Origin of the sequence: Streptomyces sp. LX-29 (assembly GCF_029541745.1) — a bacterium.
In the GTDB taxonomy this organism is placed as follows: domain Bacteria; phylum Actinomycetota; class Actinomycetes; order Streptomycetales; family Streptomycetaceae; genus Streptomyces.
The window spans coordinates 5,354,370-5,369,243 of sequence record NZ_CP089746.1 but is presented as its reverse complement, the minus strand read 5'-3'; the positions used below and the strand labels follow the sequence as shown (position 1 = coordinate 5,369,243).

At 73.4% G+C, this 14,874-nt stretch carries 7 protein-coding genes and 1 tRNA gene; 4 read left to right on the top strand and 4 right to left on the bottom strand.

Features of this window, described 5'->3' with window-relative positions; translation table 11 throughout:
- Positions 1–144: 144 nt before the first annotated feature.
- The 3 genes from LRS74_RS22600 to LRS74_RS22590 all read right to left on the bottom strand — a co-directional run bounded on the left by LRS74_RS22600 (position 145) and on the right by LRS74_RS22590 (position 5,461).
- Complete coding sequence (locus LRS74_RS22600) at positions 145–942, bottom strand: single-stranded DNA-binding protein (RefSeq protein ID WP_277742723.1); 798 nt, start codon at positions 940–942, stop codon at positions 145–147.
- Between the two features lie 170 nt (positions 943–1,112).
- A complete protein-coding gene (locus LRS74_RS22595; protein WP_277744877.1) occupies positions 1,113–3,005 on the bottom strand; it encodes a GTPase in 1,893 nt (630 codons plus the stop codon).
- A gap of 833 nt (positions 3,006–3,838) precedes the next feature.
- A complete protein-coding gene (locus LRS74_RS22590) occupies positions 3,839–5,461 on the bottom strand; it encodes a dynamin family protein (RefSeq protein ID WP_277742722.1) in 1,623 nt (540 codons plus the stop codon).
- Positions 5,462–5,841: 380 nt separating this feature from the next.
- On the opposite strand from LRS74_RS22590, the gene LRS74_RS22585 reads away from it, so the two are divergent.
- Together LRS74_RS22585 and LRS74_RS22580 are read left to right on the top strand one after the other, a co-directional pair.
- Positions 5,842–5,914 (top strand) — tRNA-Arg (locus tag LRS74_RS22585).
- Positions 5,915–6,177: 263 nt separating this feature from the next.
- Positions 6,178–8,208, top strand: a complete 2,031-nt coding sequence (locus tag LRS74_RS22580; protein ID WP_277742721.1) for a TerD family protein — start codon at positions 6,178–6,180, stop codon at positions 8,206–8,208.
- Positions 8,209–8,375: 167 nt separating this feature from the next.
- Here the strand turns inward: LRS74_RS22580 and LRS74_RS22575 are convergent, their stop codons facing one another.
- Positions 8,376–9,425, bottom strand: a complete 1,050-nt coding sequence (locus LRS74_RS22575) for a sulfotransferase (RefSeq protein WP_277742720.1) — start codon at positions 9,423–9,425, stop codon at positions 8,376–8,378.
- A 698-nt stretch (positions 9,426–10,123) separates the two neighbouring features.
- Here LRS74_RS22575 and LRS74_RS22570 point away from each other — a divergent pair.
- Both LRS74_RS22570 and LRS74_RS22565 read left to right on the top strand, forming a co-directional pair.
- On the top strand, positions 10,124–13,024 hold the full coding sequence (locus LRS74_RS22570; RefSeq protein WP_277742719.1) for a LuxR family transcriptional regulator: 2,901 nt from the start codon (positions 10,124–10,126) through the stop codon (positions 13,022–13,024).
- Positions 13,025–13,126: 102 nt separating this feature from the next.
- Positions 13,127–14,788, top strand: a complete 1,662-nt coding sequence (locus LRS74_RS22565; protein ID WP_277742718.1) for an NAD(P)/FAD-dependent oxidoreductase — start codon at positions 13,127–13,129, stop codon at positions 14,786–14,788.
- Positions 14,789–14,874: the final 86 nt, after the last annotated feature.

Here is a 14,874-nt window from a genome sequence, read left to right as displayed (position 1 = left end):
AGGAACCCCCGTTGGCACCGGGTGGATCCTAGGGAGAGAGCGCGTCCACAGACGCCGGGAATGCGCCTGCCGACCCGATCCGAATCGGAATTGTTATCCCTCAGTTCCACTTTCGATCTGGGTATATCGACAAATCTCCGACCTTCATGCAGGTGTCGCCCCGGTGAGTGCCGGTTCGGCCGCGGGTGGGCTGGACTGCGCGCCGTGGGCCGCGGCACCGGGAGCGGTCGGGCCACCGGCGGTGGGGCGGACGGCGGTCGGGCGGCCTGCCGAGTCGGTGGACACGGAGACGGCCGGGGCCGGATCGGTGAACAGGGTGTCAGCCTGGGCGGGCACGGCGGTCGCTGGCCCGGCGGGCGCCGGTTCGGCCGTTGCGGGGCCGGTGGTCGCGGGGCTGGTGCTCGCTGGCCCGGCGGGCGCCCCGTCCATGGGCACCGCACCGTGCATCGAGGCCAGGGCCGGCGTCATCGGCCTGGCCTGTGACACCCGGCGGAAGGCCGAGGTGCCCCGCGCCAGGTCGTGCCCCACCGCCACCGCCTCGATGTCGGCCGACAGCCAGCGTCCGCCCTCCCGCTCGCGCCCGCCTTCCGGGAACGCCGCCTGTCGGCCTCCCTCGCGGGTCCCGGTCTGGAAGCCGTCTCGGGAACCGCCACCGACCCCTTCCCGGGAGCCGTCCCGGCCGCCTTCCCGGATCCGCAGCCTGCCCTGCACCACGAGGGGTTCACCGATCGTCACGGACGCGGCCACATTGGCGGCCAACGTGCGCCACGCGCACACCGTGTAGAAACTCGTGTCCCCGTCCGTCCAGGCCGCCCGCGTCCGATCCCAGCGCCGGGCCGTCACCGCCAGCCGGAACCGGGTCAGCGGAACGCCCGAGGCGGTCTGCCGGAAGTCCGGCGCCGTCGCCACGTTTCCCACCAAGGTCACCAAGGTCTCGTTCACTGTATGGCCTCCCCCGTCATCGCGGATTCGTGTTGCCGTGCCGTCATCGTGCCCGCGCCCGACGAAACCCGCTGAGGGCTGTGGACGACCGCTCCGTTGTGGACAACTCGGCCACTCGTCAGAGGGAACACACGGGGCCGGTGCGTGCGGTCGGCGCCACGGGGCATGACTCATCTCGACCGCGCCGCCGCGATGGCGTATTGCTCCCGCACCCCGCGATAGCGCATCAGCTCCGCCGCGACCGGCTCCAGCACCCGGGTCCGTCCGCACTCCGCGGCAGCCTCCCGCAGCCGCCGCTCCGCCAACTGTCCGTATCGCTGCGCAGGCCCCCGGGCCAACAGGGCGCAGCCCCACGTCACCATCGGCCCGCCTGCCGCACTCAGCGTCAAAAGCAGTGCGGGGGCCCACCATCCACTACCGAGACCGCCCGCGCCGACGGGCGCACTGAACCGCTCGGCGACTGCCGCCAGCAGCCAGCCGGCGCCCACCAGCTGCACCACCAGCAGCGCGCCTTGCAGCACGGCCGCCACCGACCACCAGCGCGGACGGGGTGGTTGTCCACCGGGCGCGGTGGCGGCCACCGCCTCGTCCATCGCCTCCGGCAGCCCCATGGCCCCGTGTCGGGCCGCCTCGCGCACCGCCTGTGCCCAGGGGGTGGGCAGCCCCGTCGCCGCCTCGTCCGCCACGTTCCGCACCGCCTCTTCCACCGCCGGCCGGGCCGCGACCGGCACCGCCGCCAGACGACCACGACCACCCCCGGCCATGTCCCGTCCTCCGCCGCTCCGGCGGGACCACAACCGCGACCACGGAGTACCGCATGCCCGATCCGCCGCCCGTAGCCAGGCGCGCTCCGCCGCCTGCCCGACCACGGCCGCCCCCGCCGCGTCCGCCAAGCGGTTCTCGAACTCCGCCCGGGCGCGCTCGGACAGCCCACCGACCCACCCGCCATCCGCCACATATGAGGAGCGCAGCCGCCCAGTGACCCCGTCCACATCCGCCGCCAAACGGCGCTCCGCCGCCCCGCACTCGCCCACGAACCGTCCCAACGCCTCGCGCAGTTCGCCCATACCGGCTCCCGTCAGCGCGGACACGGCGAGCACCGCCGCTCCTGGCTCGCCATGCTCGCCCAGCGCCAACCCGTCCTCGTCCAGCAGCCGCCGAAGATCGTCCAGCACCTGGTCGGCGGCGTCCCCCGGCAACCGGTCGATCTGGTTCAGTACGACGAAGGTGACCTCGGCGTACCCGGCGAGCGGCCGCAGATAGCGTTCGTGCAGCACGGCGTCGGCGTACTTCTCCGGGTCCACCACCCACACCACCGCGTCCACCAGCCCCAGCAGCCGGTCCACCCGCTCCCGGTGCCCGGCCGCCGCGGAGTCGTGATCGGGCAGATCGAGCAGCACCAGCCCGCGGAGCGCCGGATCATACGGATGGGCGGGGAGATGGCGGGCCCCGGGCAGGATGCCCAACCGGTCGAGCAGCCCGTCGGCGTGGTCGGTCCAGGCGCAGGCCATCGGTTCCGCGGTGGTCGGCCGGCGGATGCCGGCCTCGGAGAGCTCCACTCCGGCAAGGGTGTTGAACAGCGTCGACTTGCCGCTGCCGGTCGCACCGGCCAGGGCGACCACGGTGTGCCCCAGGGAGTGCCGGCCTCGCGCGGCGGCCTCGTCGAGCACACGCCCGGCGTCCCCGAGCGCGCGCCGGTCCAACCGGGTGCGGGACAGTCCGACGAGTTCCCGGAGGGCGTCGAGGCGCGGGCGCAGCGCACCGAAGCCGAAGGCGGGGCCCGGGGCGAACCCGGGGCGTGGTGCGTACCCGGTCCGGTCGGCGGCCGTCCCGCTCTCCGGCACACCAGGCGGCTGCCGGAAGGGGGGCGCCGAGGTGGTCGAAGCGGCCGGGGCGGCGCACTCGTCCACGGACCCCGGCGGCGGCCCGTCGACCGGGGGCCCGGAATTAGTGATTCCGATCCCTCTCGCCGCCCCCGGGGACTCCGGACGGGCAGGCCGAGCCGGCCGCTCCGGGCGGCCCGGCGGGGCGGGCTTCGCCGAGGTGGCCCGCCGGGCGATCAGGCCGTCGTCCCATGCATGGGGGTCGGGCGCATCCGGTGCCGCATGGACAGTGAGCGGGGCAGCCGAGGTCGAGGGAGCGATTGATTCCGAGGGGTCCGACGGGCCCTCCGGGCTCAGACCGGCGGGCCGGTCCGGTGCCGGGGCCCTGTCCGAGGACCGAGCCGGGCGCCCGTCCGACGCCGGAGCCGGGGGTCCGTCCGAGGACCGAGCGGGGCGGCCGTCCGGTGCCGGAGCCGGGGGCCCGTCTGAGGACCGAGCGGGGCGCCCGTCCGACGCCAGAGCTGCGGGGGGTCGGTCCGGCGCCGGAGCTGTGGGGGGTCGGTCCGGCGTCAGGGCGCCCGCCGCCCCCGGCGCCGCCGGAGGGGGCGCGATATCGCGGTCGTACCCGGCCTCGACGCGGCGGCCGACCTCAACGCCGTCTCCGCCCTCACCCCCGTGCTCATGTCCGCACCCACCCTCGACGCCGACCTCACCCCCATAGGCGCTCCCGCTCCCCTGCCGCGGCCCGTGCGCGGCCCCGGGTTCGGCTCCGGCCTCGCGCACCCCACCAGACCCATGGTCGACCTCTGCCCCAGAGGCCACGTCGGCCACGGAAGCGACTCCAGTCCCATGACCGACTTCGACCTCGCGGGCACCATCGGCCTCACGGCCGCCCCCGAGCTCACGTCCGGCCCGCACATCGGGTTCCGGGGCGTACCGCGGGGCGCCCGGGGCACCGTGGTCCGGCTCGTGCCCGGCGCCCCGGTGCCCGGCAGGGCCGGAGTGGGGACTGCCAGCGGTCCGGGGGGCCTGGCCGGCGTCGTCCGGTCCGGCGACGGTCGCGGTCACCGCGGTCACCTCTCCTTCTGTAGTACGGACAGCGCGGCGATGAGGCGGACCTGGTGTTCGGGGTTGACGTCGAGGGCGTCGAGCGGGGCCAGCCGCCGGTCCCGCTCGGCGTCCAGGGCCCGGCCGAGGCAGGTACCGAGGAGCTGCCGGCCGTCGTCGCAGAGGCGCACCGCGGCGTGGGCGCCGAGGCGTTCGGCGAGCGTCTCGCCGGCGGTGCGGGCGCGGCGGCCGCCGAGCAGCGCCACGGCCAGCAGTGCGGCGGTGGCGTCCGGGTCCGGGGCTCCGCCGCGTTCGGCTCGCGCATGCCGTACCTCGACCTCGACCTGTTCCTCCAGGCAGCGGCGCCAGTGGCGGGCGGCCACGTCGATGCGGGCGGCGGCGCCGTGGGGGTCGCGCGGGGCGAGCCCGGCACGTGCGGCGGGGTCGCGACCGCCGGCCGAGGCGACCTGTTCGTCCGCGGCGGCGGCCGCGCTGCGCAGCAGGGTGGCGAGGGAGTCGGCGAGGGCGGTGAGGAGTTCGTCGGGGGTGCTGTCCTCGGGGTAACCGTGCCAGTGGGTGAGCGCGCCACCGGCCAGCGCGGCGCCGGCGGCGATATCGCGGCGCACCCGTTCGGCGGCCGCCCCGTAGGCGTCCTCGACGCTCTGGATGAGACGCACCGCGGCGGCGTGCTGGGCCGCGGCCGCGCCGGCCAGCGCGGGCATCCGGGAGCGGAGCGAGGCGAGCACCCCGGAGGCGGTGCGGTGGGCCGCGTTGCCGCGGGCGATCGGGTCCTGGGCGCACTGGGTGAGCCAGCCGCGCAGCGCGGCGACGGCGGTGGCGGGCAACAGGCCGCTGCCGCTGGCGGACTCGGGCAGCTCGGGGATGGTGAAGCGGGGCACGTCGCCGAGACCGGCCGCGCTGAGCAGCGCCGCGTAGCGCCGGGAGACTTCGGCGGCGACCTGGTGCGGCACCCGATCGAGGACGGTGACCAGTGTGGCGTCGTACTCCTTGGCGGTACGCAGCAGATGCCAGGGCACCGCGTCGGCGTAGCGTGTGGCGGTGGTGACCAGCACCCAGATGTCGGCGGCGCAGACCAGCTCGGCGGCGAGCTCGCGGTTGCGGGTGACCAGGGAGTCGATGTCGGGGGCGTCGAGCAGCGCGAGCCCACGGGGGAGGGCGTCGTCGGTCTCGACGCGCAGCGGCGGCGGCCCGCCCTCGTCCGCCCCCCCGACCTCCTCCGGGTACGCCCCCAGTCCGGTGTCGCCCTGCGCGGGCACCCAGACCCGGGTGAGCTGCGGCAGCACCCGTTGTCCGGCGAACCAGTGATGATCGTCCGGGTGGCAGACCAGCACCGGCATGCGGGTCGTGGGGCGGAGCACCCCCGCCTCGGTGACCCGCCGCCCGACCAGCGAGTTCACCAGGGTGGACTTCCCCGCTCCAGTGGACCCGCCGACCACCGCCAGAAGGGGCGCTTCGGGGGCGCGCAACCGGGGCACGAGGTAGTCGTCAAGCTGAGCGAGGAGCTCGGCCCGGTTACGGCGGGCGCGCGCCGCGCCCGGAAGGGGAAGCGGGAAACGTGCGGCGTCCACGCGGTCACGCAGAGCGGACAGCGTGTCGAGCAGTCGGGGCCGTACGTCCAAGGTCGCCACGTGCGCAGAATGCACAATTTTGGTGACATTTTGAAGCGTATGGCCGTCCACACGCAGCGATCAGACCCGCCCGGATCACCCCAGATAGGACAGATGACAGGGGTGGTAGCTGGGGCTCAGGCATAACGAGTACACAACACCCGCGACGCAAGGCGTGAAAAACGATGCAGAATTCGTACCTGCCTGCGATTATCAGGACCGCTTCACTGAACCTCCACAACGTGCCACGGAGGTGAAGCAACCGGGACGAGGTGCACGGAGCCCTATCCTTGTCCCCGGCAAGGTCACGGATCCGCCAAGCCCGGCTACCCGGCACCACGGCCCGCATGGCGGACCCGCAGGCAACCCGGGGGCTTCAGCTGTCCGCGACCCACCATCTGGCCCCCGTAGCTCAGTGGATAGAGCAGGCGCCTTCTAAGCGCTTGGCCGCAGGTTCGAGTCCTGCCGGGGGCGCCTCCCCAGTCCGGCCCTCCCTCACGGAGGGCCTTTTTTGCAGGTCAGAGCCACTGTAGCGGGGGCGGCGTAGCGGCGATGTAAGGGCTGGCGGCGGACGCGGGGCTGGCGGTGGCATCGCCCGGGTCCCGATCGGACCCCCGGTCCCGACCGGACCCCCCGGCCCATCCCCCCGTCCCTCTCCATTCCTTCACGAGGTCCGAGGCGGGACATATCGGCATTCCGGTTGAAGGCGGGACGAGTGGCAGATCATCCTTGCCGTCATGACTCTCTCCTCCGCCGCCCACGCCGTGCCCGACCTGCGTGACTACGCCTTCGACTGGGCACTGGTGGATGTGGAGACCTCCGGGCTGACACCTCGCCAACACCGGGTGCTGTCCATCGCGGTGGTGACGATCGGGCCGGACGGCGAGCAGACCGGCGAGTTCTCCACGTTGCTCGACCCCGGCTGCGACCCCGGGCCGGTGCATGTGCACGGTCTGACCGCCGAGCGGCTGCGTGGGGCGCCGACCTTCGAGCAGGTCGTGGGGCGCATCGGGGCGTTGCTCGAGGGCCGGGTCATGGTGGCGCACAACGCGCAGTTCGACTACGACTTCCTGGCGCACGAGTTCGCCCGGGCGGGGAGCCATCTCCCGGTCGCGCAGCGGCTGTGCACGCTGGCGCTGAACCGACGGGTGGATCCACCGACCCCGGACATGCGCCTGGGAACGCTGGCCGCGCACTACGGCGTACCGCAGACGAAGGCGCATGACGCGCTCGACGACACCCGGGTGCTGGCCGGGATCCTCCGCGCCTCCCTGCGGGAGGCGGCGCGGCTCGATCTGGCGCTGCCCCTGGTCGCCTGCCCCCCTCGGCAGGACCCGCGGTTCGCCCCGAAGCCGCCCAAGACGCCGTGCGCGTTCCGGAACCCGGGGCGGTTGGCCCCTGGCGGCCCGCTCGTCCAGGGCATGAAGATCTCCATCACCGGGGACACCGCGACATCCCGTGCGGAGCTGGTGACGCGGTCCGTCGCCGCCGGGCTGAACGTGATGGGCTCGGTCAGCCGGCACACCAGTGCCCTGGTCACCAACGACTCCGGTTCCGGGTCGGCGAAGGCGCGGCGCGCGGCCGCCGAAGGCGTGCCGATCATCGACGAGCCCACCTTTCTCACCCTCCTGGGTGAGGTGCGCCCGGGGACACCGCACGAGAGGACCTCGGCCGCCGCCCCACCCCACGCCCCGCGCGCCGAAACGCCCGCTGCCCCAGCCGCGACGCCGCCGATGCCCGCCCCGCCCACGGCGACGACGCCCGCCGCTCCCGCGACGGTGCCGCCGACGGCACCCGGCGAGCCCGCGGAGCCCACGCCGACCGCACCCGTTCCGTCCGCCCGCCGGCCGATGCCCGCGGTCGACGGCAGGCCGCTGGCCGGGCGCCGGGTCCTCGTCCTGGGCGGTGTGCACCGGGATGCCGCGGCGGCCCGCGCCCGTGTCGTGGAGCTCGGCGGATCCGCGGCCGTGAACCTCTCCGCGAGCGTCACCGACGTCGTGCTCCTCCCCGGCGGCGAGACGGATCGCCGTATGCGTCGCATCGCCGCCCTCGAGCTTCCGACGCACGGTGCCCCCTGGCTCGACGCGCCCACCGCGGCACTCACGCCCCGGGCGGGCGAGTGGGGCGCGGCGCCGCAGGTCCTGCCGCGCGGCGGCGTCACGGACCTCCCCGGCAACGATCTCCCCGCCACCGGCGCCCCCTCAACCGGCACTGCCGCCACCGGCGCCCCCGGCGCCGGCACGTCCCCCGCCGGCGGCGCCGGCCCCGGCATCTCCGTCACCGGTGCGACCGGCCGGTGGGACGTCGCCGCCTCCTGGGCCCAGCAGACGCACTGCGAGATCGACCTGGTCGCCTTCGCCGTGGACGAGGACGGACAGGTCTCCTGCGACGAGGACTTCGTGTTCTACGGCGCCCCGGAGAGCCCGAACGGCGGGGTGCGGCTGCTCGGCGACGGCCCGACCGAGCAGACCGTCGCCGTCGACCTGGCCGCCCTGCCCCCGGCGACGCGCAGGGTGGTGGTCGCCGCCGCCATCGACGGGACCGCCTCCTTCGGCGACGTCGGCGCCGTCCAGATCACCATGGCCCCGGGGGCTGGTGCGGCGGCGCTGGCCCAGGCCACCCTGGACGCCGCCACCACCGAGCGCACCATGCTCCTCGCCGAGATCTACCGGCGCGGACCCGTCTGGCGGTTCCGCGCCGTCGGCCAGGGCTACGACCACGGCCTCGACGACCTCGCCCGGGGCTACGGAGTCGACATCGCCGACTGAACACCCGTCACCGTCGACCCCTCCGCGGCGCCTTGCGTGACATACAGGCCGCCCCGGATGCCCCGGACCCGGCGCCATGGACCGGATGTCATGACTCGGTGACGGCCGTACGTATTTCGCTACAGCTCTCTCGGCCGCGGGGCCAGGGGCGAAGCGGACGAAGGGGGTTACAGGCCCCGACCCGCCAGGGCCTCCGTCCCCTCCGCACAGGCCGCGCGCAGCGCCTCCAGCTCCGCCGGGGGCAGCTTGAGCGCGGACCCGCGGCGGCCGTCGCCGTCGAGGAGGGCGGACGCGGAGTCCAGCCAGTCGGCATGCGCCTCGACGCCGATGAACTCGGCCAGCCGGGTCAGCTCCTTGCGCGGTTCCGTCAGGAGGTGCTCGTAGGAGAGGGAGGTGCGGATGTCGGCCGGGAGCTCTCCCAGGTTGCGCACGCCGTCGACGATCCAGCGGGACCACATGTCGCCGAAGACGGCGAGCGGGATGGGCCGGTCCAGGATGAGGGCGGGGTCGTAGGCGCCGGTCAACAGCGGGGCCAGGTCCGGCGGAAGCTGGGCGGCGTGCTCCGGGGTCAACTGGTGCGGGGACTCCAGGCCGCAGCGCTGGGCCATCTCCCACAGCATCGGGAGCATCCGGAAGGCGACGTGCCGGCTCATGGACAGCGCGCAGTCGGGGCCGTCGCGGTGCAGATGCACGAAGCGCGCCTGCGGGAAGAGGGCGCGTAGCTGCGCCACCTTGCCCAGGGAGAGCCCGGACCGCTCGACGACGGCGCCGGTGGTGCCGAACCGCGCCGCCAGGGCGGCGAACAGCGCGTGCCACTGGAGCGATACGGGTCGCGTGGGCCAGGACCTGACCTCGGGCTCCAACGCGTCCAGCAACCCGTCGGGGTCGTCGGTCAGATGTGGCAGGACCATCATGCTGATCGCGGGGATGCCGGTGGTCTCGGCGGAGTAGCGCCACTCCGGGTGGCGGTTGTAGAGGAACTCGGAGGGCGGGGCGCCGTTGCGGATCATGCTGTCGCTGGCCGGGTTCGGCCGGGACAGGTAACCCCAGAACTCCTCCCCGCTCAGCGGCGCTTCGGTCAGCACCGCCGGGTCGGTGACGCTGGCGAAGAGCTCGTTGAGGCTGAGCACGTCCGGGTGGAGGTTCACCACCGCGGACAGCGCCGTCGAGCCACAACGTCCGGTACCGACGACAAAGGTCAACTTCTCGGTGTGCAAGCCGACTTCCTCCCGTTTGCTTGGTGCGCCAAAGGGTCGTGACGACTTCCCGCGCGACGATCCATTCGGCAGTCGAACCCCACCGTAATAGGTGCCGCAGGCGCCTTGTGTATGGGGCCAGTCAAAGTCAGTCATAGATCAGTCATTGACGCGTTCAGGCCACCTCCCGATCCACGGCCAAGCGGTTGACCCCGTAATGAACCTTGAGGTCGGCAAACCGGTCGGATTTTGCCCAACCTTTCCGATCCGGCGGAACTGTGGGGAAATTGAGAACACTTGAGGTAGTCAAGGAATCAACCACCTACTGACCTGGGCCGCACCGCCGTGACCAGCGCACGACCACCCAGCGCGCGCCCCGGCGCGCGCTCCGGTGGTCACAACGGCGTTACTTTGACGTTCCTGGACACTGCTACAGTCGCACTTGCCCCTCGGGACAACAGGTTTGAACATCACGACCTGTCATGTGTCCTGCTGTTGGCGGCCGGACGTTCTTGACCTGGAGCGTCATGCCACCGCATACCACAGTTCAAGAACGGAAGGAGTCGGGGGTAGGCCCGACAGCGCGGGGGAATTCTCTTGCGGGGGAGCGTGACGCATTCTTCGGACTCGGGTTTCGGCGACCGAATGGAATGCGCTAATGCACACAGGCGCTTTCGCCACCCCCGGAAAGTCTTTATCGGGGGAAGGAGTTCACACAGGTGTTGGTGGAGCGCGACGAGGAGATAGCTCGGCTCACCCAGCTCTTTGCCGGGGGGCCTGACGAAGCGGGTGGGGGACTCGGTGTCATCAGCGGCGCCGTCGCCTCGGGCAAGACCGAGCTGCTCAACAAGGTGTCAGACATCGCTGTCGCACGGGGCGTCCGGCTGCTGAGCGCCGTCGCCTGTGCCTCGGAGCAGGAGTTCCCGTACGCGGTGCTGGAGCAGTTGCTGCGCGGGGTGCCTCCGCGGCTGCTCGGCCCCGACCTCGACGGCGCCGCGCTCGGCGAGCCGGGCCAGGCCCCGCTCGGCGTGCTCCAGGGCTTCCACCGCGCCCTCACCGAACTGGCCGCATCCGGCCCGCTGCTGATCGCCATCGACGATGTGCAGTTCACCGACCCGCAGTCGCTCCAGTGCCTGGCGTACGCCGTCCGCCGCTGCCGCGGCGTCGCGCTGACCACCCTGGTCACCCATCGCCCGCGCAGCGGCCCCACCGCCTCCACCGCGCTGTACGAGCTGCTCCAGCAGCGCCCGGTCTGCCAGGTGCGGCTGGGTCCGCTCAGCCTCGCGGGCGTCGGCCGGCTGCTGACCGAGGAGCTCGGCGTCGCGGAGGCGCGCCGGCACGCCGCCGCCTTCCACGCCGCCACCGGCGGCAACCCGCTGCTGCTGCGCGGCCTGCTGGAGGACCACCTGTCCCGGCGCGCGCACGGGCGCGGGCCGTACGAAAACCACGTGAGCCACGCGAGCCACGTGAACAGCGCCGACGACGTGAACGACGCGGACGACGCCGGCGGCCCGCTGATCGGCGAGCTCTTCCGTCAGGCGACGTTGTCCTGCCTGCACCGCTGGGGCGGCGCCGAGGAGCTGCGGATCGCGCACGGCGTCGCGCTGCTCGGCGACGCCACCTCCCCGCAGCTGCTGAGCAGACTGGTCGGGGTCGAGGAGCGCGTCGTACGGCAGTCCGTGGCCACCCTCGGCGAGCTGGGCATCCTCCAGGGCACCGGATTCCGGCACCCGCAGGTCCGCTCCGTGCTGCTGGACGACCTGCCGTGCGCGGAGCTCGGCCGGCTGCACCGCAGGGCGGCGCAGTTGTTGCACGAGGAGGACGCCGACCCCACCGAGGTGGCGCAGCAGCTGCTCAGCCACGAGGCGGCGGCGCCGGACGAGGAGTGGGTGCCGCAGGTGCTGCGGGAGGCGGCCCGGCTGGCGCTCGCCGAGGACCGCACCGAGTTCGCCGTCCGCTGCCTGCAACTGGCCAAGCGCTGCTGCACCGACGAGCAGGAGTCGCTCATCATCCAGGCGACCCTGGCCGACGCCCTGTGGCGGGTCAAGCCGCTGACCCAGGTGCGGCGCCTCCAGTCGCTCGCGGCGCCGGCCCGCGAGGGGCTGCTGCCCCCGCGGCACACCCTGCGGGTCGCCGTCGGGCTGATGCGCATCGGCTCGCTGGACGACGCGGCGGCCGCCATCGGTCAGGTCAGCGAGACCCTGGGGGACACCCCCGGCTCGGAGCTGGACGCGGAGCTGCGCGTCATCGGGCTCGCGCTGTCCTGCACCTACCCCGGCACGCCCGAGCTGCGCCGCTTCCAGGAGGTGTGGGGCACCGCGGAGAGCGAGGGGCACCCCCTGGACCTGGGGCTGGACGTGCCGGGCCGGGGGCCCGCGCTCAGCGCCGCCGAGGCCCCCGGGATCGCCGCCCTGACCGCGCTGCGGGGCGTGCTGAAGGACGGCGCCGACGCGTCGGCCGTGCAGGCCGCCGAGCGCGTGCTGGAGAGCACCCGGCTGGGCGAGCGGACGGCGTACGCGCTGCGCGCCGCGCTGCGCACCCTGATCTACGCGGACCGGCTGACCGCCGCCGCCACCTGGTGCGACCGGGTGCTGGCCGAGGCCGCGCGCTGCTCCACCCAGGCGTGGCTGGCCGGCTTCAGCGCCATCCGCGGCCAGATCGCACTGCGCGGTGGGCGGCTCAACGACGCGGTGCGGTACGCGGAGGGCGCCCTGGAGCAGCTGCCGGCGCGCGGCTGGGGCGTGGTCGTCGGCATGCCGCTGGCGGTGCTGATCCACGCGCGCACCGCCATGGGCCAGCATGACGCGGCCGGCGAACTGCTGGCCCGCCCGGTGCCCGAGGCGCTGTTCCAGACCCGGTTCGGCCTGCACTATCTGCACGCCCGCGGCATGCACCAGCTGGCGACCGGGCGCCACCACGCGGCCCTCACCGACCTGCGCGCCTGTGGGGAGAAGATGACCGGCTGGGGGCTGGACTCGCCCTCCGTGGTGCCCTGGCGGCTGGGCATGGCCGAGACCTGGCTGGCGCTGGGCAACCGGGAGAAGGCCGCCCGGCTGGCCCAGGAGCAGCTGGACCTGGCGCACCCCTCGCTCCCCCGCACCCGCGGCTCGGCGCTGCGCGTGCTGGCCGCGACCCGTCCGGTCACCGAGCAGCCCGCCCTGCTCAAGGAGGCGCTGGACCTGCTGCAGAGCGGCGACAGCTGGTACGGGATGGCGCGCACGATGGCGCAGCTCGCCGAGGCGTACAAGCAGCTCGGGGAGTCGGACAAGAGCCGGCTGATGACCCGCCGGGCCTGGCGGCTGGCGGACGGCTGCGGCGCCGAGGAGCTCTCCCGCTCGCTCCAGCGCACCCCCGGTCGTACGGCCACGGCGGACGGCGCGAGCGCTGCGGCCGGACCGGCGGGCGAGCCGGTGGCCGGCTTCTCCAGCCTCTCCGACGCGGAGCGCCGGGTCGCCGCGCTGGCCGCGTCCGGGTACACCAACCGGGAGATCGCGGCGAAGCTGTTCATCACGATCAGTACGGTGGAGCAGCATCTGACCCGGGTCTACCGGAAGATCAACATCACCCATCGGCAGGACCTCCCGGCCAGCCTCGGGTGCGATGTGGCTCACACCGCATGACCCCTTCACGGCGCGTCAGCAAGGGTGAATAGGGGTTGTTGCCCCAACCGACCGGTAAATAGCGTGAGATCGTCTTCGGCGCGCCCCCGAGAGGTTTCTCCTATGACGTCAGCCACCGCGGCTTCGACGACAATGCTCGTGCCGGACTTTCCGTTCTCCTACGACAATTGGCTGCGCCATCCGGCCGGCCTCGGTGCCCTGCCGCCCGGCGCGGCGGGCACCGATGTCGCGGTGGTCGGCGGCGGAATGGCCGGATTGACGGCAGCGTACGAACTCATGCGGCTGGGGCTGCGCCCGGTGCTGTACGAGGCCGAGCAACTGGGCGGGCGGATGCGTTCGGTTCCCTTTCCCGGGAATCCGGAATACGTGGCGGAGATGGGGGCCATGCGGTTCCCCGTCTCCGCGCGCTCGTTGTTCCACTACATCGAGCTGCTGGGCCTGCGCACCCGTCCCTTCCCCAACCCGCTGGCGCCGGCCACGCCGAGCACCCTGATCGACCTGAACGGCGGCCGCCACCGGGCGCGCACCACCGCCGAGCTCCCGGGGGTCTACCAGGAGGTCGCCGACGCCTGGGAGAAGGCCCTCCAGGAGCGCGCCGAGCTCTCCACGGTGCGCGACGCCATCCAGCGGCGGGACGTGGAGACGCTGAAGGCGATCTGGAACCGGCTGGTCCGGGACTTCGACGACCAGTCCTTCTACGGCTTCCTGGCCACCTCCGGCACCTTCCAGTCCTTCCGCCACCGGGAGATCTTCGGGCAGGTCGGCTTCGGCACCGGCGGCTGGGACACCGACTTCCCCAACTCGGTGCTGGAGATCCTGCGCGTCGTCTTCACCGAGGCGGACGACAACCACCAGCTCATCGACGGTGGAGCGCAGCAGGTGCCGCGCGGGCTGTGGGAGCACCGGCCGGAGCGGCCGGCGCACTGGCCGGCGGGCACCTCGCTGGCCTCGCTGCACCCCGACGGCCGGCCGCTGCCGGCGGTCACCCGGCTGCGGCGGACCACCGAGGGCATATCCGTCACGGACGAGAGCGGCCGCACCCGCGACTTTCCGGCGGTCGTCTTCAGTCCGCACGTGTGGGCGCTGCTCAACCGCGTCGACTGCGATCCCGCGCTGTTGCCCGCCGAGCACTGGACGGCGGTGGAGCGCACCCACTACATGGGGGCGTCCAAGCTGTTCGTGCTGGTCGACCGGCCGTTCTGGCGGGACCGCGACCCGGCCACCGGCGAGGACGCGATGAGCATGACGCTCACCGACCGCATGCCGCGCGGGGTCTACCTCTTCGACGACGGCCCGGACCGGCCGGGCGTGATGTGCCTGTCGTACACGTGGAACGACGACTCGCTGAAGGTCGCCACGCTCTCCGCCGAGGAGCGGCTGGAGGTGCTGCTGAGCCGGCTGGCGGAGATCTACCCGGACGTCGACATCCGCTCCCATGTGATCGCCGAGCCGCTGACCGTCACCTGGGAGACCGAGCCGCGCTTCATGGGCGCGTTCAAGTCCAATCTGCCCGGCCAGTACCGCTACCAGCGGCGGCTGTTCACCCAGTTCATGCAGGAGGAGATGGAGCCGGCGCAGCGCGGCTTCTTCCTCTGCGGCGACGACGTCTCCTGGACGGCGGGCTTCGCCGAGGGCGCGGTGACCACGGCTCTCAACGCGGTGTGGGGCGTGCTGAACCACCTGGGCGGGGCGACCCATCCCGACAACCCGGGCCCCGGCGACCTCTTCCACGAGCTGGCGCCGGTGGAGCTTCCGTACGGCTGACGCACCTGGCGCCCATGACGAAGGAGCCGGTGGCGGGTGATCCGCCACCGGCTCCGACCGTCTCCGGGCCCGGGTCCGTTCCCGGA

Excerpts from the sequence above, each read along its gene's own strand:
- LRS74_RS22580 (WP_277742721.1), top strand. The coding sequence starts at position 6,178 with ATGACTCTCTCCTCCGCCGCCCACGCCGTGCCCGACCTGCGTGACTAC.
- LRS74_RS22565 (WP_277742718.1), top strand. The coding sequence starts at position 13,127 with ATGACGTCAGCCACCGCGGCTTCGACGACAATGCTCGTGCCGGACTTT.